Consider the following 21954-nt stretch of genomic DNA (forward strand, 5'->3'; position numbering starts at 1 on the left):
CAGGGCGGCGGTCACCACTTCTCCCACGGCTCCTGCGGCTCCCACCGCTCCTGTGGCTCGTCCGGCTGCTCGAGACGGACCACCTTGACCAGCCGGCTCACCGACTGCAGCGCCTCGCTCACGTTGCCCGCCTCCCAGGCGCGGATGCCCTCGGGTGGGGTGCCGCTGTCGGGCGGGACGATCGCGTCGGTGAACCCCAGCCGCATCGCCTCCGACAGCCGGCGTTCGACACCGGTGACCCGGCGGATGTCGCCGCCCAGACCGACCTCGCCGATCGCGATCATGTACGGCGGCAACGGCTGGTCGATGGTGGCGCTGGCCACCGCGACCGCCACCGCCAGGTCGGACGCCGGCTCGCGCAGCTTCACCCCGCCCACGGTGGAGGCGTAGACATCCTGGTTGCCGATGCGCAGGTTGCAGCGGCGTTCGAGCACGGCGAGGATCATCGCCATCCGGCTGGAGTCCAGCCCGGAGGTGGCCCGCCGGGGCGTGCCCAGCGCGCTGGCCGCCACCAGCGACTGCACCTCGGCCAGCAGGGGCCGCTTGCCCTCCAGGGTCACGGTGACGCAGCTGCCGGACACCGGGACCGCCCGGCGAGTGAGGAAGAGGCCGCTGGGGTCGGGCAGGCTCTGCAGACCGCCGTCGGCGAAATCGAAGCAGCCCACCTCGTCGGTCGGGCCGTAGCGGTTCTTCACCGCCCGGACCAGCCGCAGGCGGGAGTGCCGCTCGCCCTCGAAGTGCAGCACCACGTCGACCAGGTGCTCCAGGGCGCGCGGCCCGGCGATGGAACCGTCCTTGGTCACGTGGCCGACGACGATCGTGGCGATGTTGCGTTCCTTGGCCACCCGGATCAGTGCCCCGGCAACCTCGCGTACCTGCGTGACCCCACCCGGCGCGCCGTCGACCTGGGCAGACGCCACCGTCTGGACCGAGTCGAGCACGATCAGGTCGGGACGTACGGCGTCGATCTGGCCGAGCACCGCGCCGAGGTCGGTCTCGGCGGTCAGGAAGAGCCGCGGCGCGAGCGCGCCGACCCGCTCGGCCCGCAGCCGCACCTGGGCGGCGGACTCCTCACCGGACACGTAGAGGCTCCGCCCACCGGCCCGGGCCCGCTCGGCGGCCGTCTCCAGTAGCAGGGTCGACTTGCCGACACCGGGCTCGCCGGCCACCAGGACCACCGCGCCGGGGACCAGGCCGCCGCCGAGCACCCGGTCGAGCTCGCCGATCCGGGTGGGTTCGGCACGCGCGGCCTCGACGTCGACCTCGTCGATGGGGATCGCCGGCTGGGTGACCGGCTGTGCGCTGGTCACCGTCACCCGGGCCGCGCCGACCCCGGACTCCTCGACCGTGCCCCAGGCCTGGCACTCACCGCACCGGCCGACCCACTTGGTGGTCTGCCAGCCGCACTCGGCGCAGCGGTAGGAGGGGCGCAGGGCACGAGACGTCGACGTTTTCGCCATGCCCGCGAGGCTAGAGGTCACCACCGACAAACCGGCCGACAGCCGTCCGGAGACGGTGAACCCCGACGACCAGCCGCGGCGGGGCAAACCCCGCGCAGGATCGAGTTTCGGTCACGCTTTCGTCACGTACGGGTCGCGGTACGGCGAGATCCCGTCGGCCCGGCGGCAGGTTGTGGACAGGCGCGCCGAGCCACCCGCAAATCCCTGGGGGGAGCGCGCCCCGGGTTCTACTCTCGGTAGACGTGAGCACCGAGACCAGTTCGAACGTGAGCACACAGAGCGCACAGGGCGCGCCGAGCGCGTCGAGCGCACAGGTCGCACAGATCACCCTCGTACCCATCGGGTACGTCCGCGGTGGTCGACGAGAGATCCGCGACGACAGGTGGGACCAGGAGACGGCGAGGATCGTTCTCGACGCCGACCTGCTGGAGCCGTCGGCGACCCAGGGCCTGGTGGCGTTCTCCCACCTCGAGGTGATCTTCCACTTCCACAGGTCGACCCGGGCCAGATCCGGTGCGGCGCACCCGCGCAGCAACCCGCACTGGCCGCGGGTCGGGATCCTCGCCGACCGTACGCAGCACCGGGTCAACCACCTCGGCGTCTCCCGGTGCGAGCTGGTCGCGGTGAACGGCCTGGAGCTGACGGTGCGTGGACTGGACGCGGTGGACGATACGCCCGTGCTGGACGTCAAGCCGTACTTCGAGGAGTACGGCCCGCGCGGCCCGGTCCGGGAGCCGGCCTGGACCCGGCAGCTGATGAGCAGCTACTCCTGACCGGCTACTCCTGACCGGCTGCTACTGACCGGCTTCTACTGACCGGTCGCTCCTACGACCCCAGGGGCGCCTCAGAACGTCCGCCACCACAGGTTGACGGCGTAGTCGACCTCGACACCGGTGTGTTCGGCGATCACGCGTTCGGCCACCTCGGGCCGGAACTCGATCCGGACCACCGCCTCGAAGTCGGCCCGCCGGTCGAACCTCCACCGGATGTCCAGCGGCGTCCGCTCCCAGCCGCGCACGGTCCAGAAGCGTTGCACCGCTTCCGGGTCGTACGCCGGGAACGCCGCCCGGAACCACCCGCCGAACGTACTCCGCGTGGCGTCGTTGTCGATCACGAACGCCGCCCCGCCCCGCCGGACCACCCGGGACAGCTCGGCCAGCCCCGGCTCGCATCCGGGCCCGAAGAAGTACGCCCAGCGCGCGTGCACCACGTCGACGGAGGCGTCCGGTACGGGCAGTGCCTGCGCCGACCCCTGCCGTACCTCGACGTTGGCCAGCCCCGCGCAGCGCCGGCGGGCCTGCTCGGCCAGGCCGCGGTGCGGCTCGACGCCGATCACTCCCGCGGCCTCGGCGGCGAACCGTGGCAGGTGGTAGCCGGTGCCGCAGCCCACGTCGAGGACCCGCGCGCCGCCCCAGGTACGGCGTTCGGACATCGCGCGTTCGAGTACGCCGTCGGGGTCGACCGCGGAGTTTTCGAGCTCGTACGTCGCGGGGTTGTTCCAGATGTTGGGGCTCGGGGTGGCGCCGGTGGTGATGCGGGGCACACCCCGGAGGCTACGACAGCGCCCTACGACCGGACCCTACGACGGGGCCCTGTCGGCCGGCGGCTGCTGGGTGGAGGGGAGCTTGCGAGGCCGCTTGCCCGAGCCCTTCGCCCGCTCCTTCACCCGCTCGGGGTCGGCGGGGTGGCGCGCGACCGGACGCTTGGTGGCCAGGTGCGCCTCGCAGTGCTTGGCCAGCTCGTCGTAGGCCTCCTGGCCGAGCAGCTCGACCAGCTCGGCGCGGCTGTTGAGGTAGACCGGCTCGGGCGCGTTGTGCGCCTCGGTGTTGCCGGTGCAGTACCACTCGAAGTCGTGTCCGCCCGGACCCCAGCCGCGGCGGTCGTACTCGGTGATCGTGACCTCGGTGTACGTCGTGCCGTCGGTCAGCTCGACGTCGCGGTAGAGCCGCCGGATCGGCAGCTGCCAGCACACGTCGGGCTTGGTCTTCAGCGGGTGGACCCCGATGCGCAGGGCGTACCGGTGCAGCGCACAACCGGTGCCGCCGGCGAAGCCCTCGCGGTTGTGGAAGATGCACGCTCCGTCGACGACCCGGGTCTTGCGGTCGCCGTCCTCGTCGAGTTCGACGAAGCCGCCCCGGCGCCCCTCGGCGCGGTACTGCCAGTCCTCGGCGGTGAGCTTCTTGGCGTAGCCGCGCACGCGCTTCTCGTCCGCCTTGTCGGCGAAATGCGCACCAAGTACGCAGCATCCGGCATCCGGCTCGTCGTGGAAGATGCCGGGACAGCCGGCGCCGAAGATGCAGTTGTACCGGGACGTCAGCCAGGTCAGGTCGGCGCGGACTACCTGGTCGGCGTCCGCCGGGTCGGGGAACTCCACCCACGCGCGGGGAAAGTCGAGTGATACCTCGGGCACGCCCGGAACCCTACGCCCCGGCGGGTGCGTCCCGTGGGACCCCCGGGGAATCGACCACGCGGGCGGAGTGTCGGGGTCTCACCTCGGGTCGGCCCGGGCCATTCCGGGCCACGCTCGGGGCGTACGTACCGAATTGTGTCGGACACGGCGAGAGTCGATGCCCGCCAACCGGTAGCGTCGGGGCATGCGGCTCGGTGTACTCGACGTGGGCTCCAACACCGTCCACCTGCTGGTGGTGGACGCGCGACCGGGCGCCCGGCCGCTGCCCGCCTACTCCCACAAGACCGAACTCCGGCTCGCCGAGCATCTCGACGACGACGGCGCGATCTCGCCCGGGGGCGTGTCCGCGCTGGAGGAGCTGGTCGGTGAGGCGCTGGAGATCGGCGAGGACAAGGGCTGCCAGTCCGTGCTCGCCTTCGCCACCTCGGCGGTCCGGGAGGCCACCAACGGCGAGGAGGTGCTGGCCTCGGTGGACGCGTCCACCGGCGTCCACCTCGGCGTCCTCAGCGGCGACCAGGAGGCCCGGCTGACGTTCCTCGCCGTACGCCGGTGGTTCGGCTGGTCCTCCCGGCGGCTGCTGGTCCTCGACATCGGCGGCGGCTCCCTGGAGATCGCCACCGGCGTGGACGAGGACCCCGACGCCGCGCTGTCGGTGCCGCTCGGCGCCGGCCGGCTGACCCGCGGCTGGTTCACCTCCGACCCGCCTGCGCGGAGCGAGGTGAAGGAGCTGCGGAAGTACGCCCGCGCGGAGATCGCGAAGTACGCCGGCCAGGTGCTGAGGTTCGGTGCGCCCGATCACGTGGTGGGTACGTCCAAGACCTTCCGGCAGCTCGCCCGCGTCTGTGGCGCGGCACCCTCCGCCGAGGGCCCCTATGTCAAGCGAACCTTGACACGGGAGGTTCTGCACCAGTGGATACCCAAGCTGGCCGCGATGCGCAGCTCCGAGCGCGCCCAGCTGCCCGGTGTCTCGGCCGGTCGCGCTCCGCAGTTGCTGGCCGGCGCCCTGGTGGCCGAGGCCGCGATGGACATCCTCGAGGTGGAGGAGCTGGAGATCTGCCCCTGGGCGCTTCGCGAGGGAGTGATCCTGCGCCACCTCGACACCATGCCGCCGGAGGACTTCGCGTGACCGGAACTTTTCGGTGAACGGGCCGCTCCGGTGAGCGGGCCCGTCCGGCTGGCCGTCGACGGCGGCCAGACGAGGCTGCGAATGGGCCTGCTCGCTGATACGGACGACGCCGCTGCCACCGACAACGGTGGCGCCGGTGAACCCGCCGCGGCACCGACGTTCGCCGAGCAGGTCTCGGTTCCGGGGTTCCAGTGGACGCTGGGGGAGGACCCGGTCGAGCAGCAGTGCCGCCGGGTGGAGGCCGCCTGGGAGGCGCTGGGCCGGCCCGCACCGGTCGACGTGGTGGCCCTCGGCCTGGCCGGCGGCGCGTCGGACCCGGACAGCCGGCGCCGGCTCGCGCCGCTGGTGGCACGCCGGCTCGGTGCCCCCCGCGTGCTCCTCACCGGTGACGACGTGACCACCCATCTCGGCGTGCTCGCCGGCGCTCCCGGTGTGGTGATCGCCGCGGGCACCGGCGTGGCCTGCCTCGCGGTCACCGCCGGCGGCGAACTCCTCAACGTCGACGGGCTGGGCTACCTGTTCGGCGATGCCGGCGGCGGTTTCTCGATCGGGCTGGCCGGGATGCGCGCGGCGCTGGAGGGCTACGAGGGCCGCGGGCCGGCGACCGTGCTCACCGAGCGCGCCGAGCGCCTGGTCGGCTCGCCCCTGCGGCTGGCGATCAAGCGGTGGTACGCCTCGCCGTCACTGGTCGCCGACGTCGCGGCGTTCTCCGCGCAGGTCACCCAGGCGGCCGGGCCGCCCGACGGCGACCCGGTGGCCCGGAGCCTGTGCCTGCGGGCCGGCCGGGACCTCGGCACGAGCGCGGCCACCGCGGCTCGCCGGGCGTTCCCGGACGCACCCGCGGGAAGCGTGCCGGTGTCCTGGGCGGGTGGCGTACTCGGGGCGCCGGTCGTCTTCGAGGCGTTCGCCGCCGAACTGGCCGCGTCCTGCCCGCCGGCCGCGCTGCGGACCCCGGCGGGCGGCTCGATGACCGGCGCCGCCCGGCTGGCCGCCGGAAGTGACGTACCCCACCTGGCCGGCGTGGTGACCCACAGCGCGGTGGCACGCCCCGGCCCCGCCGGGTCATGACCGCGCGGCCCGGGTGATCACCGGAGCGGACGTCAGGTGATCACCGGGTATTCGCCGGGCAATCCGCACTCGGCGCGTCGGCGAACGACGCGAGCCGTACGCTGGGGGCCGTGCAGCCCGTTGTGCCCTCGACCCACGTGCGCGGCAAGGACGCCGTCGTGCGCGTGCCGGACGCCCGGATCGCCCTGTCCACGGCATCGGTCTATCCGGAGTCGACGGCCACCGCGTTCGAGCTGGCCGCCCGGCTCGGGTTCGACGGGGTGGAGGTCATGGTGGGCGCCGACCCGCTGAGCCAGGACGTCGACGCGCTGCGCCGGATCAGCGACTACCACCAGGTGCCGATCGTGTCGATCCACGCGCCCACCCTGCTCATCACGCAGCGGGTCTGGGGCACCGATCCCTGGGGCAAGATCGACCGCAGTGCCGAGGCCGCCAAGGCACTGGGGGCGTCCACGGTGGTCGTGCACCCGCCGTTTCGCTGGCAGCGCGACTACGCCCGCGACTTCGTGGGCGGGATCGCCCGGCGCCAGGCCGAGTCCGGGGTCAGCCTCGCCGTGGAGAACATGTTCCCGTGGAAGGCCGCGGGCCAGGGTGTCCAGGCCTACCTGCCGGGCTGGGATCCGCGCGACTTCGACTACGCCGAGGTGACGCTCGACCTGTCCCACACCGCGACCGCCGGCGTGGACGCGTACCAGATGGCGTACGACCTCGGCGACCGCCTCACCCACATCCACCTCGCCGACGGCAGCGGCTCCAACAAGGACGAGCACCTGGTGCCCGGCCGCGGCAGCCAGCGGTGTTCGGACGTGCTCGAGCTCCTCGCCTGCCGCGGCTTCACCGGCAGCATCGTGCTGGAGGTCAACACCCGCAAGGCCACCGGACGGTCGGAGCGGGAGGCCGACCTGGTGGAGGCGCTGGCGTTCGCCCGGCTGAGCTTCGCCGCACCGGTGGTTCCGTCGTACGCCGTGACCGCCGACGGCACGATCGAGGCCGTCGCGCCGCAGCCGTCCGGCGGCGAGAGCACGTCCGGCGCGTCCGGCACCTCCGGCTGACCCGCGCCCCCGGCGGGTTCGCGTCTTCCGGCGGTCTCGTCCCGGGATGGATCCGGGGAGCACGCGGCGCGCCCGCGGATCCGATCGCCCCATGAGATCCGCATGAGATCCCGTCACGGGGCCCGCGTCGTACGGAAGTGTCCGATGACGCGATAAGTCGTACAGCTTCGGCTATTGCCCCGAACCCACCCAGGCCGCACGCTGTGGGCACATCGAGGCACGCCCCGAGCTTCGCGCCGGGGCGTGACCCGTGACCTGCGGGCGGCAAAGGGGTCCGGGACATGAACGTCGTACGGCGGCGGCTGCGTACCCTCGTGGTGCTGTTGGGATTCGCGTCCGGATCCGTGGTGTTCGCCGCGCCGGCGCAGGCGGCACCGCCGACGTACGCCGCGCTCGGGGACTCCTACTCCTCCGGGCTCGGCACCCGTTCCTACTATCCGGACAGCGGATCCTGCTACCGCTCGCCGTACAGCTATCCCGTCCTGGACGCGGCCCGGATCGGCGCCAGGTTGACGTTCCTCGCTTGCTCGGGCGCGACCGTCGCGGGGGTGCGCAGCCAGGTCGGGCGCATCCCATCCGGTGCGACGCTGGTGACCGTCACCGCCGGCGGCAACGACGCGGGCTTCGGCAACGTGCTGTTGCGGTGCGCGCTGCCGTGGCCGCTGACCTGCTGGGACCAGATCGACCACGCGAACACCGTCATCCGCACGGTTCTGCCGGCTCGGCTGGACGGGTTGTACGCCGCGATCCGGGCGGCCGCCCCGCGAGCCCGGGTGCTGGTGGTCGGCTACCCGCGGCTGTTCAACGGGCGTGAGTGCAATCTCGCGTCCCGTATCAGTTCCAGCGAGCAGCGTGCGCTGAACGCCACCGCGGACCTGCTGGCGGCGACGATCGCGGCGCGGGCGGCCGCGCACGGGTTCGCCTACGCCGACGCGAGAGGGCCGTTCACCGGGCACTCGGTGTGCGCGGACGCGGAGTGGATCAACGGTCTGTCCAACCCGATCGCCGAGTCCTACCACCCGAACCGGCCCGGCCAGCGCGGCTACGCCGACCTGGTGGGACCCGCGTTGAACCGTCTCGCCGGCAGCCGCCGGAGCCGGGTCTGAGCGATCGGCTCCGGCCGGCCCGGCACACGTGAGGGGCCGCCGCGGGACGTCGACCGGACGTCCCGCGGCGGCCCCGGCCCCCCCTCGTGTGGTCGCTCGGCCGTGTTTCTTCACCGGCGGGTGGAGGGGAACTGCTCCTCCTCGGTCGAACCGGTGAGTGCGGTCGTCGCCGACTGCGGCGAGATGGCCGTGCTCACCAGGTCGAAGTAACCGGTGCCCACCTCGCGCTGGTGCCGGGTGGCGGTGTAGCCGTCACGTTCGGCGGCGAACTCGCGTTCCTGCAGGGCGACGTACGCCGTCATGCCGTCGCGGGCGTATCCCTTGGCGAGGTCGAACATCGACTCGTTCAGGGCGTGGAACCCGGCCAGTGTGATGAACTGGAACGCGTACCCCATCTCGCCCAGCTCGCGCTGGAACTTCGCGATCGTCCCGTCGTCGAGGTGCTGTTTCCAGTTGAACGACGGCGAGCAGTTGTAGGCGAGCATCTGGTCCGGGTACTCCGCCTTGATCGCCTCGGCGAACTCCCGCGCCACGTCCAGGTCCGGCTTGGACGTCTCCATCCACAGCAGGTCGGAGTACGGCGCGTAGGCGAGGCCACGGGACACGCACGCCGCCAACCCGTTGTTGACGCGGTAGAAGCCCTCCGCGGTCCGGTCACCGGTGACGAACACCCGGTCGCGTTCGTCGACGTCGCTGGTCACCAGCGTCGCCGCCTGGGCGTCGGTCCGTGCGATGATCAGTGACGGCACGCCGGACACGTCGGCTGCCAGCCGGGCCGCGTTGAGCGTGCGGATGTGCTGTCCGGTGGGGATCAGCACCTTGCCGCCGAGGTGCCCGCACTTCTTCTCCGAGGCCAGCTGGTCCTCCCAGTGCACCCCGGCCGCGCCGGCGGCGACCATCGCCCTCATCAGCTCGAATGCGTTCAGCACGCCGCCGAAGCCGGCCTCCGCGTCGGCCACGATCGGTGCCAGCCAGTACGGCGCGTCCGCGTCGCCCTCCGCCCAGGTGATCTGGTCGGCTCGCTGGAGCGCGTTGTTGATCCGGCGAACCACCTGGGGCACGGAGTTCGCGGGGTACAGGCTCTGGTCCGGATAGGTCTGGCCGGCGAGGTTCGCGTCGGCGGCGACCTGCCACCCGGACAGGTAGATGGCCTCCAGCCCTGCGCGTACCTGCTGGACGGCCTGGTTCCCGGTCAGCGCGCCGAGCGCGGCCACGTAGTCACGCTCGTGCAGCAGCTCCCACAGGCGCTCGGCGCCGAGCCGGGCGAGGGTGTGTTCCTCGGGAACCGAGCCGCGCAGGCGTACGACGTCCTCGGCGGTGTAGTCGCGTCGGATGCCGGCCCAGCGAGGGTCGCGTTCCCAGCTCTGCCGTAGTTCCTGTGCAGCGGCGCGGATGCGGCGCTCGACCGGCCGGTCGCCGTTCGGGCTGTCCTGCTCCGCGGCTTCGCGAGGCGAGGGGATGTTCTGGTCCGCCCTGTTGTGCCTGCCGTCGTGCCTGCTGCGTCGGGCTGTGCTCGGGTGTGCAGTGGTATCGGTTTCGCCCTGACCAGCCGGGGTCCGCGCCGGGGTGTTCCGGCTGGTCCTGGTCCGCTCAGGCTTGGGCGCGGGCTCCTCCGGCGCGTCGTCCGGCCCGCGCGGAGTCGTCTCGCTCGATCGCATCGTGCTCCCCCTCCGTCGGATGGGTGCTTCCGACCCGAGTGTCGGACGCTAGTGGGACCGGTGGAGGAGTTCGTCGGGGGAAACATCCGCGGGTCTTCTCCTACGATGAAAGAGGCGCTTCCTTCGGGCCGAGCGAGTCCGGGTGGAGCCCAGGAGGAGTTCGAGATCGTGACGGCAGACCTCCATCTGCCCACATTCGGGCAGCGACTGCGCCATCTGCGACGCAACCGACACTTGACACTGGCCGAGCTCGGCGAACGGGTCGGCCGGGCGCCGTCCCAGCTGTCCCTGCTGGAGAACGGCCGGCGCGAGCCCAAACTGTCCCTGATCACCGCACTTGCCCAGGCTCTGGATGTGACCGTCGAGGACCTGCTGTCCCCGGCACCACCGACCAGACGTGCGCAACTGGAGATTGCGCTGGAGGAGGCGCAGCGCGAAACCCTTTACAAACAACTCGATCTGCCCCCTCTGCGGGTCGGGCCGCGGGTGCCCACGGAGGTGCTCGAGCACATCACCGCGCTCTACGAGGAACTCAGACGGCGTGACACCAAACCCACCGCCACGCCGGAGGACGCCCGCGCTGCCAACGCCGAGTTGCGCCGGCGGATGCGGGACCGCGGCAACTACTTCCCCGAGGTCGAGCGCCTCGCGGTGGAGACGCTGACCGCGGTCGGCTATCGCGGCGGCACGCTGTCGGACGCGCTGGCGGCCGCGATCGTGATGCACTGCGGGTTCCAGGTGCGCTACGCCGAGGACCTGCCGCGCTCGGTCCGGTCGGTGACCGACCTACGCAACAACCGCATCTACCTGCGGCGGGAGTCGCTCGGGATGCACACCCACCGCGGCATCCTGTTGCAGACCGTCGGCCACTTCGTCCTCGGGCACGAGCAGCCGCGCGACTTCGCCGACTTCCTGCGACAGCGGGTGGAGGCCAACTACTTCGCCGCCGCCGTCCTCGTGCCCGAACAGCAGGCGGTGCCGTTTCTCCAACGGGCGAAGGCGGATCGCGACCTCGCGGTGGAGGATCTGCGGGACGTGTTCTCGGTGTCGTACGAGATGGCCGCGCACCGGTTCACCAACCTCGCCACCCGCCACCTCGACCTACGATGCCATTTCGTCCGCAACGACGAGGCCGGCACGATCTACAAGGCGTACGAGAACGACGGGCTGCTGTTTCCGGCCGACCCGACAGGTGCGATCGAGGGCCAGCGGATGTGCCGTCGCTGGGGCGGCCGGCGGGTCTTCGCCGCCGCGGACCGCTACTCGCCGTTCTACCAGTACACCGACACCCCGGACGGCACGCACTGGTGCGTCTCCCACGTCGACCCGGCCCGAGAACGCCACTTCGCCGTCACTCTGGGGGTGGCGTACGAACAGTCGCGGTGGTTCCGCGGCCGGGAGACCGCCAACCGCGCGACGTCGCGCTGCCCGACCGGCCCCTGCTGCTCCCTGCCGCCACCCGAACTCAGCGCCCGCTGGGAGGGCTCGGCGTGGCCGTCGGCGCGAGCGCACTCTCACGTGCTCGCCGCGCTGCCGACCGGAAACTTCCCGGGCGTGGACGAGACCGACGTCTACACCTTTCTCGACCGCCACGCCCCGTCCTGATCCCGGCGCCGGGATCCGGCTCGCGACACGCCCGTCGCGCGGCCCGTCGCGAAGCCTCCCGTCCCTCCTGGAAGCGAACGGGTCCCGTCGCGGGTAGGCTCGGCGGCTGCGGCAGACCGCTGACGCCAGACGATGCTCGGAGCCCGGCTGAGCCCGACCAGGGCCCGGCATAGCCCGGCCAGGGCCCGGCCGTCGCCGGGGCCGCACCGACGACCACCGTCCACCTGGACAGGAGACATGGCAGGTTCACAACGCTCCGCCGGAGCGGCGTACCGACATCCGTTCGACCGCCGGACCGGCAGCGAGGCGCTGGTGACGTCCACATGCTGACCGCCCTGCTGGTGGCGGCCTCCGTCGTTCTCATCCTGGTTTGTGGCGTATTCGTCGCCGCGGAGTTCTCGCTGGTGACGGTGAGCCGGCCCGCGGTCGAGCGGGCCGCCGAGGCCGGGATGAAGGGCGCCCGCAGCCTCGAGGCCGCCCTCCCGAACCTTTCGACCCACCTGTCCAGCGCCCAGATCGGCATCACCGTCACCAACCTTGCCGTCGGCTGGCTGGCCGAGCCGGCAGTGGCCGGGCTGCTGCACGCCCCGCTGTCCGCGGTCGGCGTCGGCGAAGGCGGGGTCCGCGGGATCTCCCTGACCCTCGCGCTGGTGCTCGTGACGCTGGCCACCATGGTGTTCGGCGAACTCGTGCCGAAGAACCTCGCCATCGCCCACCCGATGGGGGTGGCGCGGACGGTGCAGCTGCCGCTGCGGGCGTTCACCACCGCCACCAAGCCGCTCACCGTCGCGCTGAACAGTTCCGCCAACCACGTCGTCCGGGCGCTCGGCATCGAGCCGCAGGAGGAGCTGGCCTCGGCCCGCACCCCCGAGGAGCTGGTGTCGGTCGTACGGAGTTCGGCCGAGTCGGGCTCGCTGGCGCAGTCCACCGCCGCCCTGGTCGAACGCATGCTCCGCTTCGACGACAAGCGGGCCCGCGACGTCATCACCCCGCGCACCCGGCTGGTCTGGCTGGCCGACCACGACCCGGCCCAACGGGTGATCGACCTGGCCCGCGAGCACGGCCTTTCCCGGTTCCCGGTGGCGCGCGCTGACGACCTGGACGACATCGTGGGCGTGGTCGAGCTGAGCCAGGCGGTGGCCGTGCCGGCCGCGGAGCGCGCGACCACCACCGTCGGCACGTTCGCCGCCGAACCTCTGGTCGTGCCCGACACCGCACCCCTCGACGAGGTGCTGTGGGCGCTGCGCGACTACCGGACCGAGCTGTGCGTCGTGCTCGACGAGTACGGCGGGACCGCCGGCATCACGACGTTCGAGGACGTGGTGGAGGAGATCGTCGGCGAGGTGTCGGACGAGCACGACGAGCCGGCCCCGACCCACGAGCGCACCGACGACGGCTGGGTGATCTCCGGGCTGCTGCGCCCGGACGAGGTCCGCGAGCTGACCGGCATCCGGCTGCCGGCCGACGACCACCGATACGAGACGGTCGCCGGGCTGGTGCTGCACCGCCTCGGCCGGGTACCCGACGCCGGTGACGCAGCGGTCGTGGACGGCGTACGGATCACGGTGGCCCGGATGGACAACCACCGCATCGACCAGGTGTACGTCGAACGCACACCAGACGGCGAGCAGCCCGGCGGGCACGGCAACGGGCACAGCAAAGGGCAGGCCACCGAGCAGGGTGCCGGTCAGGAGGCCGGGGTGAGCGCGGCCGACGGACACGCCACCTGCGACGGTCACGCAGAACGCAACGGTCACGCCGCTCGCACCGGACACGGAGGTGCCGGCTCATGAGTGACGGCGCTGCACTGATCCTGTCGGTCGTCCTGCTGGCGGCGAACGCGTTCTTCGTCGGGGCGGAGTTTGCCCTGGTCTCGGTCCGTCGCAGTCAGATCGAGCCGCTGGTGGAGGCCGGGTCGCGCCGGGCGCGGTCGACCATGTGGGCCATCCGCCGGGTGACGCTGATGATGGCCGGCGCGCAGCTCGGCATCACGTTGTCCACAGTCGGGCTCGGTGCGATCGCCGAACCCGCCCTGGCCCATCTGCTCCAGCCGGCCTTCGAGGCGGTCGGCGTACCCCATGCTCTGCTCCACCCGGTCGCCATCGTGATCGCCCTGCTGGTGGTGGTCGCGCTGCACGTGATCCTCGGAGAGATGGTCCCGAAGAACATCGCGCTGGCCGCACCCGACCGGGCGGCACTCGCCCTCGGGCCGCCGCTGCGGGCGATGGTGCGAGCCATCCGCCCGGTGATCACCGGGCTGAACGGCGTCGCCAACGGCGTGCTGTGGCTGCTGCGGGTCACCCCGCAGGACGAGGTGAACGACGCGGTGACCCACGAGGAGGTGGGCCACCTGCTCGCCGAGTCCCGGAACGAGGGACTGGTCGACGAGGACGAGCACCGGCTGACCGCCGAGGCGCTGGCGTTCGCCGAGGGCACCGCCGGCGAGGTCGCCATCCCGCTGGACTCGGTGGTACTGATCGACGCGCACGCCACCGCCGCCGACGTGGAGGAGCTGTCCGCCCGCACCGGCCACTCCCGCTTCCCCTGCCGGGACGCGGAGGGGGTTCTGTCCGGGTACGTCCACCTCAAGGACGTCCTCATCGAGGAAGTCCAGGCCGGCACCATCGACGAGCGCCCGCAGCCGCTGGCGCCGGACCAGATCCGCCGGCTGCCGGCGATCACCACCGGGACGCCGCTGGTGGAGGTGCTGTCGGCCCTGCGGGTCGGTGCGAGCCACCTGGCCCGGGTCGACGACGAGTCGGGTACGACCACCGGGGTGCTCACCCTGGACGACGTACTCCTCCGGCTGGTACCCCCTCGCCAGCCCCAGGAGGCCCGCTGACATGATCGGCCTCCGTTCGGACGGTGCCGGGCGTAGCCTGACAGGGCCGGATGCCGACCGACGGACCGATCACTGATCGCGGGCTCGACCTTGGGAGGGTCACGGTGGTGCTACGCCAGGCGCTGCTGACCGGTGCCCGCAGCCGGCGGCTGCGGAAGCTGGTCTCCACGATGCCGGTCTCGTCCGCGATCGTGGCGCGGTACGTCGCCGGGGAGACCGCCGACGAGGCGGTGGAGGCCGCGCGCCGGTTGCTCACCGACGGGCTGCAGTCCTCGATCGACTACCTCGGCGAGGACACCCGCGACCGCGACCAGGCCACCCGGGCCACCCAGGCGTACCTCATCCTGCTCGACCGGCTGCACCGCGCCGGCCTCACCCGGGGTGCGGAGATCTCGGTCAAGCTGTCCGCCGTGGGCCGGGCGCTGGGCTCCGACGGCGAGAAGATCGCCCTCGACAACGCCCGGTCGATCGCCGACGCCGCCAAGGACGCCGGCACCACGGTGACCCTCGACATGGAGGACCACGCCTCGGTCGAGACCACCCTCTCGATCCTGCACGAGCTGCGCCGGGACTTCCCCGAGACCGGTGCCGTCCTGCAGGCATACCTCCACCGCACCGAGGCCGACTGCCGCGACCTCGCCCACGAGGGTTCCCGGGTGCGGCTGTGCAAGGGCGCCTACAACGAGTCCGCGTCGGTGGCGTACCAGAAGACCGGCGACGTCGACCGGTCCTACGTCCGCTGCCTGAAGATCCTGATGGCCGGCCAGGGCTATCCGATGATCGCCACCCACGACCCGCGGCTGATCGAGATCGCCGGCGCCCTCGCGATGCGCCACGACCGGTCGCGGGGCAGCTACGAGTACCAGATGCTGTACGGCATCCGGCCGCAGGAGCAGCGGCGGCTGGCCGACCTGGGCGACACCGTCCGGGTCTACGTGCCCTACGGCGACGAGTGGTACGCCTACCTCATGCGCCGGATGGCGGAGCGACCGGCCAACGCCGCGTTCTTCGTGCGCTCGCTGCTCACCCGGACCTGAGGGCCGACCAGGCCCCTGTGCCCCGACCGGCTCGCCGGCGCCGGGCCGGTTGGGTGTAGGTGTAGGGGGTCCGCGCGTGTAGGAAACCCCACCCCCGCCGAAGGATGATGCCGCGATGAACGCCGTCCAGCACACGATCGCCGTGATCGGCGCCGGCAAGATGGGCGAGGCAATCCTGTCCGGCCTGCTCCGCGCCGGCTGGCCGGCCAACCGGCTGATCGCGACGGCCCGGCGGGCCGAGCGCGGCGAACAGCTCGCCGAGCGCTACGGCGTCCGCGTCCTGCCCAACACCGAGGCGGCCGCGGAGGCGGACGTGCTGGTGGTCGCGGTCAAGCCGCAGGACGCCGGCACGTTGATGGTGGAGCTCGCCCCGGCCGTGCCGGCCGGGAGGCTGGTGGTGACCCTGTGCGCGGGCCTGCCGACCGCGTTCTTCGAGAAGCGGCTGCCGGACGCCACTCCGGTCGTACGGGTGATGTCCAACACCCCGGCTCTGGTCGACCAGGCGATGAGCGCGATCTCGGCCGGTTCGCACGCCAGCGCCGAGCACCTCGCGCTGACCGAGGAGATGCTGCGCCCGCTGGGGGAGACGCTGCGGTTGCCGGAGTCTCAGCAGGACGCGGTGACGGCGCTGTCGGGTTCGGGCCCGGCGTACTTCTACTACCTCGTCGAGGCGATGACCGACGCCGGCATCCTGCTCGGGCTGCCGCGGCAGGTGGCGCACGACCTGATCGTGCAGGCCGCGCTGGGCGCCGCGGTGATGTTGCGCGACACCGGTGAGCACCCGGTGGCGTTGCGGGAGGCGGTGACGTCTCCGGGCGGCACCACGATCAGCGCCATCCGCGAGCTGGAGAGCCACCGGGTGCGGGCCGCGGTGCTGGACGCGATCGAGGCTGCCCGCGACCGCGCCCGCGAGATCGCCGCCGCCGCGGAGTAGGCGACGGCTGCGTGGTCAGTCGGCGCGGCGCAGGTGCAGGAAGTCGCTCACGCCGAAGCGGGCCAGGAGGAACCTGGCCCGCTTCGGCATGTCCGTACGGGCCTCGTCGTGCACCACCCGGGGGTCGGTCAGCCGGATCGTCTCGCCCTTGCTGACGATCTCGCAGCCGCCCGCGGCGAGGACGTTGCGCACCCAGTCCGCGTCCGGTCCGTAGGTCAGGGCGATGACGTAGTTGTCCGGCCCGCCGAAGACGTTCACCGGCGTCTCGTACCGCCGTCCCGACGTCCGGCCCTGGTGGACGACCATCGCCAGCCCCGGCAGCCGGGGTGCCGCCTTCCCGAGGACCCGGTTGGTGGCGACCTTGTTGAATCTCGCGACCCGCTTGCTCAGCACCATGGCCCGATGGTTCCTCGTCCCTGCGGATGGATCAACACGCGCAGGCGTCCGGAAACGTCCGGTCCTTCACAACCCGATCGCCCTCCGGGCGGCGGCGAGTGTCGGCGCGGCGAGTTCCCGGGCGCGTTCGGCGCCCAGGCGCAGGGTCGCGTCGACGTACGCCGGGTCCGCGGCGAGTTCGGCGTACCTGTTCTGCAGCGGCTCCAGTACGCCCACCACCGCGTCGGCGGTGTCGCGTTTGAGTGCGGCGTAACCGTCGTACTTCCCGGCGAGGGCCGCCGGGTCCGCCTCGCCGGTGCAGCCCGCCAGGATCTCCAGCAGGTTGGACACGCCGGGCCGGTTCTCGGGGTCGTAGCCGACGTCCGGCGAGGCGTCGGTGACCGCGCGGGACACCTTGCGAACGATCACCTCGGGTGGGTCGAGCAGCCGGATGGATCCGAGCGAGTCGGCCGGTGCGTCCTTGCTCATTTTCGAGGTCGGGTTCTGCAGGTCCATCACCCGCGCCCCCACGGTGGCCGGGCTCATCTCCGGCACGACGAAGGTGCGCCCGTACTCGCGGTTGAACCGGATCGCGAGGTCCCGGGCGAGCTCCACGTGCTGGCGCTGGTCCTCGCCGACCGGCACCTCCGTACTCCCGTACAGCAGGATGTCCGCGGCCATAAGTACCGGATAGGTGTACAGCGACACCCGGGTGCGCGGCCGGCCGCGTCCCTTCTCCTTGAACTGGATCATCCGGTTCAGCTCGCCGACGTAGGCCGTCGACTCCAGCAGGTACATGAGTTCGGTGTGCGCCGGCAGGTCGCTCTGCCGGGTGAGTACGCACACCGCCGGGTCCAGCCCGGCCGCGAGATAGATCGTCGCTGTCTCGCGGGTCAACTGGCGCAGCCGTCTCGGGTCATGCTCGACGGTGAGCGCGTGCAGGTCCACGACGCAGAAGACACACCGGGCGGTGTGCTGCAGGTCGACGAACCGGCCGAGCGCGCCGAGATAGTTGCCGAGGGTGAGCCGGCCGGTGGGCTGGATGCCGGAGAAGATCGTGCGGGTGGTGGGCGTGGCGTCCACGGCTGCGTGGTCGGTGGCCGTGTGGTTCATGTGAGGGCTCCTTGGTCGGAGCCGCCGCCGCGAGGGACGGGTCCACACATGCGTCGGCCGCCCTCGCAGGGGCGGCCGGATGCTGGGTGCGTCGTACGCGCGATCGGGGGCCGCCCTAGGCGGCCCACCAACCGAGTGGTCGGATAACGATCTGCGTACGCACCCGGCCACAATATCCGCTCGGCCGATGCCGTGTCAGCAGGAGAGGATGATCCCCGTGGCGAATGTGGAGAATCCGGCGGCCGGGAGTGACGGCGCCGTCAAGCCTGCCTTGACAGGTGCCGAAGCCGTGGAGGTGGTTGTGGGGGAGCCCGGCGTGGTGGTCCGGCAGGTCGGTCCGGACGACTGGCGGGAGTGGCGGGCGATCCGGCTGGCGGCACTGGAGGACACGCCGTGGGCGTTCGGGTCGACGCTCGCGCAGGCGCGGACGTTCGGGGAGGAGGAGTGGCGGCGCCGGCTGGCCGGGTTCCCCTGCTACCTCGCCGATCCGCCGGACCTGGCGGGCGGCCCGGTCGGGATGAGCGGAGCCTTCGTCGAGCATCCCGCGCCCGGCGCCGACGGGCAGGGCGTCACCGTCGAGTTGGTGTCGATGTGGGTCAGCCCGGCGGCTCGGGGACGCGGGGTCGGCGCCCACCTGGTCGCAGCCGTGGTCGAGTGGGCGGCCCGGACAGGCGCCGCTCGGGTGCACCTGTGGGTGACGGACGGGAACGACCCGGCCCGCCGGTTGTACGAACGCTGCGGCTTCGTGCCCACGGGCGAACGCGCGCCGCTGCCGTCCGACCCGAGCCTGAGCGAGGTCGGCATGGTGCGCGAACTCTCCGCGTGAGCCGGGCCGGCGTCGAGGCGAGGTCAGGCGGCCCGGCGGATTTCCCAGGCCAGGTCGAGCAGCTCGGGATACCAGTCGCCGTCGGTCCGCAGTAGTTCCCGGGCCCGCGCGACCGGCACCACCCGTACCTCCTCCACCTGCTCACCGTCCGGCGGGTTGCTCGGCACCCCGTCGACCACGAAGTCGGTGAGACACCACAGCCAGGCCTTCTCCGGATGCGGCAGGTGTGGGCGGTACGGCTCGGCTCGGTCGGACACGCAGTGGTGCGCGCCGAACCACCGCAGCGGGCCCACCCGCCGGGCACCGGCCTCCTCGGCGATCTCCCGATCGACGGCTGCGAGTACGGACTCGCCGGGCTCGCGGGTGCCGCCGGGCAGGAACCACACGTCGCGGTGGTCCCGGCACACCGTCACCTCCTCGCCCACGAAACCGACCACGTGGATGCTCTGCACCAGGGGCTCGGGCGGGAGCGTGGTGGAGAACTGCGCATCCATGCCCGCCCACTCCCACCGCTGCGGCGCGTAGAGCAGCGGGAAACGGTCGGCCGGCCCGGCGGGGATCACGTCCATGCCCGAGACCTTAGGGGACCGTCCTGGGCGGTGCCTGCCGCGCGATCACCGGACGGCATCCGGTGCGGCCGGGCCGGGATCACGTCCGTACTCGAGATCCGTTCTGGGGCAGGATGGCAGGCGTGACGAACTCCCCGCCCGAGCCCACCGTGCCTGCCGAGTCCACGCGGCCGGACCCGACATCACCGCCGGCGCCGGCCGCCGCTCCCGTGATCGGGGTGGACGTCGGCGGGACGTTGATCAAGGCCGCTGTGGTGTACGCCGACGGGCAGGTCGGCGCCCGGGCGGAGAAACCTACCCCACCTGCCCGCGACGCCGACACCGTCCTGTCGGCGGTCGTCTCGGTCGTGGCCGGGTTGCGGGACCGTGCGCGGAGCGAGGCAACGGCCGGTGAGGTGGCGGCGATCGGCGTCGCCGTACCCGGCATCATCGACGAACAGCGCGGCGTCGCCGTGATGGCGGCCAACCTCGGCTGGCGCGACACCCCGGTGCGTGCGCTCCTGTCCGAGGCGACCGGCCTGCCGGTGGCGCTCGGGCACGACGTCCGTTCGGCCTGCGTCGCGGAGTGGCGGCTGGGCGCCGCCCGCGAGTCCGACGACGCGCTCCTGGTGACACTCGGCACCGGCATCGGGGCGGGCGTGGTCAGCGACGGCCGGTTGCTCGTCGGCGGTGGGTACGCCGGTCAGCTCGGGCACGTCGTGGTCGACCCCGGCGGGGCGCGGTGCACCTGCGGCCAGCACGGCTGCCTGGCGACGCTGGCCTCGGCCACCGCCGTCGTCCGCCGCTACGCCGAACGCACCGCGGGGAGCGCGGAGGTCGCGGGGAACACCGCCAACGGGACCACCGCCAACGGGACCACCGCCAACGGGACCACCGCCAACGGGACCACCGCGGAGTTCACTGCCCGGGACGTGGCCCGGCTGGCCCGTACCGGCGACCCGGCCGCGGCCGCCGTCTGGGAGGACGCCGTCGCCGCGCTCGCCGACGCACTGGCCACGGCGGTGACGGTGTTCGGGTCGGAGCTGGTGGTGCTCGGCGGCGGACTCGCCCTGGCCGGCGACCAGCTCGTCGACCCCGTACGCGATCGGCTGCGGGCGCGGCTGACGTTCCAGCGGCAGCCGCGGGTGGTGCGGGCCGCGATGGGTGCGGAGTCCGGCGTCCTCGGCGCCGCCCTGCTTGGCCGGGCCGCCCTGGTCGACGCGACAGCTCCGCTCGACGCGGTGCCCGACGGAACGGGAAGGTAGGAACGTGACCGGACCCGCACGGCTGGTGTACGACCCGGCGCTCACGGCGTACAACTTCGGCCCGCATCACCCGCTGGCCCCCATCAGGGTGCGGCTGACCGTCGCCCTGGCCACCGAGCTCGGCCTGGTCGGCACCACCTCTCCCGCCACGCCTGACGCGGCCCACACGTCCGACCCGCCGGGCGCGGAGGCGAGCGGCCGGGTGCTCCAGGTGCCCGCCCCCTCGGCCACCGACGAGGTGCTCGCCCTCGTGCACGACCCGGCCTACCTCGAGGCGGTCAAGCGGGCCAGCGAGCACCCGGAGTGGGCCGACGCGAACTACGGCCTGGGGAGCTCGGACAACCCGACGTTCGCCGGCATGCACGAGGCGGCCGCCCACGTCGTCGGCGCCAGTATCGAGGCGGCGCGCATCGTCTGGTCGGGAGAGGCGCTGCATGCGGTCAATGTCGCCGGCGGGCTCCACCACGCGATGCCGGCCTCCGCCAGTGGCTTCTGTGTCTACAACGACCCCGCGCTGGCGATCCGCTGGCTGCTGGACGCCGGGTGCCCCCGGGTCGCCTATCTCGACCTCGACGTCCACCACGGCGACGGCGTGCAGGAGATCTTCTGGAACGACCCGCGGGTGCTCACGATCAGCGTGCACGAGTCGCCGCGGTCGTTGTTCCCGTACGTCAGCGGCTATCCCACCGAGATCGGCGGCCCGGACGCCGAGGGCTTCGCTGTCAACCTCGCCTTGCCGGCGGGTACGGGCGACGCCGGCTGGCTGCGCGCGTTCCACGCCGTCGTACCCCACCTGCTGGAGGCGTTCCAGCCCACCGTCCTGGTCAGCCAGCACGGTTGCGACAGTCACCGGGCCGACCCGCTGGCCCACCTCGCGCTGTCCGTCGACGGGCAGCGCGCGGCTGCCCTGGCCGTGCACGACCTGGCCCACCAGATGTGCGATGGCCGCTGGGTGGCCACCGGTGGGGGCGGCTACGCCCTGGTGGAGGTGGTGCCGCGCACCTGGAGTCACCTGCTGGCGATCGCCGGCGGCCGGCCGCTCTCACCGAGCACACCCACCCCGCCCGGCTGGCGTGAGCTGGTCGCCACGGAGTGCCGCCGGCCGGCGCCGACGTCGATGACCGACGGGGAGGAACCGACGTACGCCGACTGGGACACCGGGTACGACCCCGCCGACGAACTGGACCGGGCGGTCCGCGCGACCCGGCAGGCGGTCTTCCCCTGCCACGGCCTGGACCCCCACCTCTGACCCGCCATCCGGGCCGGAGGGTCGGGACGGTCCGGGCGGAAGCGGGTGGGCTCGCGGCCTGTACCCTGTGAGGACGCATCGGTCCGCCATGGTCACCGCATGCCCGCAGGCGTCGCGATTTCCGACGTTCAGGTGCGTATTCGTTGGGGTACGAACAGGCCGAAAGGGTTCCGCGTGGGTTCCGTCATCAAGAAGCGTCGCAAGCGAATGTCGAAGAAGAAGCATCGCAAGCTCCTCAAGAGGACGCGCGTCCAGCGCAGGCGTCAGGGGAAGTAGCGAC

At 72.5% G+C, this 21954-nt stretch carries 21 protein-coding genes; 14 read left to right on the forward strand and 7 right to left on the reverse strand.

The features are described 5' to 3' along the window. Positions 1-11: 11 nt before the first annotated feature. Entirely contained in the window at positions 12-1460 is a 1449-nt protein-coding gene (gene radA, locus ABZV93_RS07370; protein ID WP_354931908.1) for a DNA repair protein RadA, read from the reverse strand. Positions 1461-1702: 242 nt separating this feature from the next. Here radA and ABZV93_RS07375 point away from each other — a divergent pair, with 242 nt between their 5' ends. Then, positions 1703-2233, forward strand: a complete 531-nt coding sequence (locus ABZV93_RS07375; protein WP_354931911.1) for an SAM-dependent methyltransferase — start codon at positions 1703-1705, stop codon at positions 2231-2233. Between the two features lie 71 nt (positions 2234-2304). Here the strand turns inward: ABZV93_RS07375 and ABZV93_RS07380 are convergent, their stop codons facing one another. Further along, entirely contained in the window at positions 2305-3003 is a 699-nt protein-coding gene (locus ABZV93_RS07380) for a class I SAM-dependent methyltransferase (RefSeq protein WP_354931914.1), read from the reverse strand. Between the two features lie 36 nt (positions 3004-3039). After that, positions 3040-3870 carry a hypothetical protein gene (locus tag ABZV93_RS07385; protein WP_354931917.1) on the reverse strand — a complete coding sequence of 277 codons (831 nt, stop codon included), beginning with the start codon at positions 3868-3870 and terminating at the stop codon, positions 3040-3042. 184 nt (positions 3871-4054) lie between these two features. Here ABZV93_RS07385 and ABZV93_RS07390 point away from each other — a divergent pair, with 184 nt between their 5' ends. The 4 genes from ABZV93_RS07390 (at position 4055) to ABZV93_RS07405 (ending at position 8222) form a co-directional block, all read left to right on the forward strand. After that, positions 4055-4996, forward strand: a complete 942-nt coding sequence (locus ABZV93_RS07390; protein ID WP_354931920.1) for a Ppx/GppA phosphatase family protein — start codon at positions 4055-4057, stop codon at positions 4994-4996. A 30-nt stretch (positions 4997-5026) separates the two neighbouring features. Further along, positions 5027-6064, forward strand: a complete 1038-nt coding sequence (locus ABZV93_RS07395; RefSeq protein ID WP_354931923.1) for a BadF/BadG/BcrA/BcrD ATPase family protein — start codon at positions 5027-5029, stop codon at positions 6062-6064. 164 nt (positions 6065-6228) lie between these two features. Next, positions 6229-7116, forward strand: coding sequence for a sugar phosphate isomerase/epimerase (locus tag ABZV93_RS07400; protein ID WP_354932565.1), 888 nt, complete (start codon positions 6229-6231; stop codon positions 7114-7116). A 281-nt stretch (positions 7117-7397) separates the two neighbouring features. After that, positions 7398-8222, forward strand: coding sequence for an SGNH/GDSL hydrolase family protein (locus ABZV93_RS07405; RefSeq protein ID WP_354931926.1), 825 nt, complete (start codon positions 7398-7400; stop codon positions 8220-8222). Positions 8223-8332: 110 nt separating this feature from the next. On the opposite strand, the gene aceA is transcribed toward ABZV93_RS07405, so the two are convergent. Then, entirely contained in the window at positions 8333-9880 is a 1548-nt protein-coding gene (gene aceA, locus ABZV93_RS07410; protein ID WP_354931929.1) for an isocitrate lyase, read from the reverse strand. A 168-nt stretch (positions 9881-10048) separates the two neighbouring features. Between aceA and ABZV93_RS07415 the strand changes: the two genes are divergently transcribed. The 5 genes from ABZV93_RS07415 (at position 10049) to proC (ending at position 16298) form a co-directional block, all read left to right on the forward strand. Then, positions 10049-11485: a helix-turn-helix domain-containing protein gene (locus tag ABZV93_RS07415; RefSeq protein WP_354931932.1), complete on the forward strand. Its 1437-nt coding sequence runs from the start codon at positions 10049-10051 to the stop codon at positions 11483-11485. A 323-nt stretch (positions 11486-11808) separates the two neighbouring features. Beyond that, complete coding sequence (locus ABZV93_RS07420; RefSeq protein WP_354931936.1) at positions 11809-13278, forward strand: hemolysin family protein; 1470 nt, start codon at positions 11809-11811, stop codon at positions 13276-13278. Next, positions 13275-14327 (forward strand): hemolysin family protein, encoded by a 1053-nt coding sequence (locus tag ABZV93_RS07425; RefSeq protein WP_354931939.1) that lies wholly within the window; start codon positions 13275-13277, stop codon positions 14325-14327. Before ABZV93_RS07420 ends, ABZV93_RS07425 begins: the two co-directional genes overlap by 4 nt. A 104-nt stretch (positions 14328-14431) precedes the next feature. Then, complete coding sequence (locus ABZV93_RS07430; RefSeq protein WP_354931942.1) at positions 14432-15364, forward strand: proline dehydrogenase family protein; 933 nt, start codon at positions 14432-14434, stop codon at positions 15362-15364. Between the two features lie 115 nt (positions 15365-15479). After that, the gene (gene proC, locus ABZV93_RS07435) at positions 15480-16298 is read left to right on the forward strand and encodes a pyrroline-5-carboxylate reductase (protein ID WP_354931945.1); all 819 of its coding nucleotides are present in this window, start codon (positions 15480-15482) and stop codon (positions 16296-16298) included. Between the two features lie 15 nt (positions 16299-16313). Here the strand turns inward: proC and ABZV93_RS07440 are convergent, their stop codons facing one another. Together ABZV93_RS07440 and trpS are read right to left on the reverse strand one after the other, a co-directional pair. After that, a complete protein-coding gene (locus ABZV93_RS07440; protein WP_354931948.1) occupies positions 16314-16694 on the reverse strand; it encodes a nitroreductase family deazaflavin-dependent oxidoreductase in 381 nt (126 codons plus the stop codon). 66 nt (positions 16695-16760) lie between these two features. Continuing rightward, complete coding sequence (gene trpS, locus ABZV93_RS07445) at positions 16761-17786, reverse strand: tryptophan--tRNA ligase (RefSeq protein ID WP_354931951.1); 1026 nt, start codon at positions 17784-17786, stop codon at positions 16761-16763. Between the two features lie 217 nt (positions 17787-18003). On the opposite strand from trpS, the gene ABZV93_RS07450 reads away from it, so the two are divergent. After that, positions 18004-18612: a GNAT family N-acetyltransferase gene (locus ABZV93_RS07450; RefSeq protein WP_354931954.1), complete on the forward strand. Its 609-nt coding sequence runs from the start codon at positions 18004-18006 to the stop codon at positions 18610-18612. 23 nt (positions 18613-18635) lie between these two features. Here the strand turns inward: ABZV93_RS07450 and ABZV93_RS07455 are convergent, their stop codons facing one another. Then, entirely contained in the window at positions 18636-19181 is a 546-nt protein-coding gene (locus ABZV93_RS07455) for an NUDIX domain-containing protein (RefSeq protein ID WP_354931957.1), read from the reverse strand. A 122-nt stretch (positions 19182-19303) separates the two neighbouring features. Between ABZV93_RS07455 and ABZV93_RS07460 the strand changes: the two genes are divergently transcribed. The 3 genes from ABZV93_RS07460 to ABZV93_RS07470 all read left to right on the forward strand — a co-directional run bounded on the left by ABZV93_RS07460 (position 19304) and on the right by ABZV93_RS07470 (position 21950). Next, on the forward strand, positions 19304-20425 hold the full coding sequence (locus ABZV93_RS07460; protein WP_354931960.1) for an ROK family protein: 1122 nt from the start codon (positions 19304-19306) through the stop codon (positions 20423-20425). Positions 20426-20429: 4 nt separating this feature from the next. Then, the gene (locus tag ABZV93_RS07465) at positions 20430-21674 is read left to right on the forward strand and encodes an acetoin utilization protein AcuC (RefSeq protein ID WP_354931963.1); all 1245 of its coding nucleotides are present in this window, start codon (positions 20430-20432) and stop codon (positions 21672-21674) included. Positions 21675-21848: 174 nt separating this feature from the next. Then, entirely contained in the window at positions 21849-21950 is a 102-nt protein-coding gene (locus ABZV93_RS07470; RefSeq protein WP_092652736.1) for an AURKAIP1/COX24 domain-containing protein, read from the forward strand. Positions 21951-21954: the final 4 nt, after the last annotated feature.

This window comes from Actinopolymorpha sp. NPDC004070 (assembly GCF_040610475.1).
Classification (GTDB): domain Bacteria; phylum Actinomycetota; class Actinomycetes; order Propionibacteriales; family Actinopolymorphaceae; genus Actinopolymorpha.

Excerpts from the sequence above, each read along its gene's own strand:
- ABZV93_RS07455 (WP_354931957.1), bottom strand. The coding sequence starts at position 19,181 with ATGGACGTGATCCCCGCCGGGCCGGCCGACCGTTTCCCGCTGCTCTAC.
- ABZV93_RS07390 (WP_354931920.1), top strand. The coding sequence starts at position 4,055 with ATGCGGCTCGGTGTACTCGACGTGGGCTCCAACACCGTCCACCTGCTG.
- ABZV93_RS07420 (WP_354931936.1), top strand. The coding sequence starts at position 11,809 with ATGCTGACCGCCCTGCTGGTGGCGGCCTCCGTCGTTCTCATCCTGGTT.
- ABZV93_RS07405 (WP_354931926.1), top strand. The coding sequence starts at position 7,398 with ATGAACGTCGTACGGCGGCGGCTGCGTACCCTCGTGGTGCTGTTGGGA.
- radA (WP_354931908.1), bottom strand. The coding sequence starts at position 1,460 with ATGGCGAAAACGTCGACGTCTCGTGCCCTGCGCCCCTCCTACCGCTGC.
- ABZV93_RS07425 (WP_354931939.1), top strand. The coding sequence starts at position 13,275 with ATGAGTGACGGCGCTGCACTGATCCTGTCGGTCGTCCTGCTGGCGGCG.
- ABZV93_RS07440 (WP_354931948.1), bottom strand. The coding sequence starts at position 16,694 with ATGGTGCTGAGCAAGCGGGTCGCGAGATTCAACAAGGTCGCCACCAAC.
- aceA (WP_354931929.1), bottom strand. The coding sequence starts at position 9,880 with ATGCGATCGAGCGAGACGACTCCGCGCGGGCCGGACGACGCGCCGGAG.
- proC (WP_354931945.1), top strand. The coding sequence starts at position 15,480 with ATGAACGCCGTCCAGCACACGATCGCCGTGATCGGCGCCGGCAAGATG.
- trpS (WP_354931951.1), bottom strand. The coding sequence starts at position 17,786 with ATGAACCACACGGCCACCGACCACGCAGCCGTGGACGCCACGCCCACC.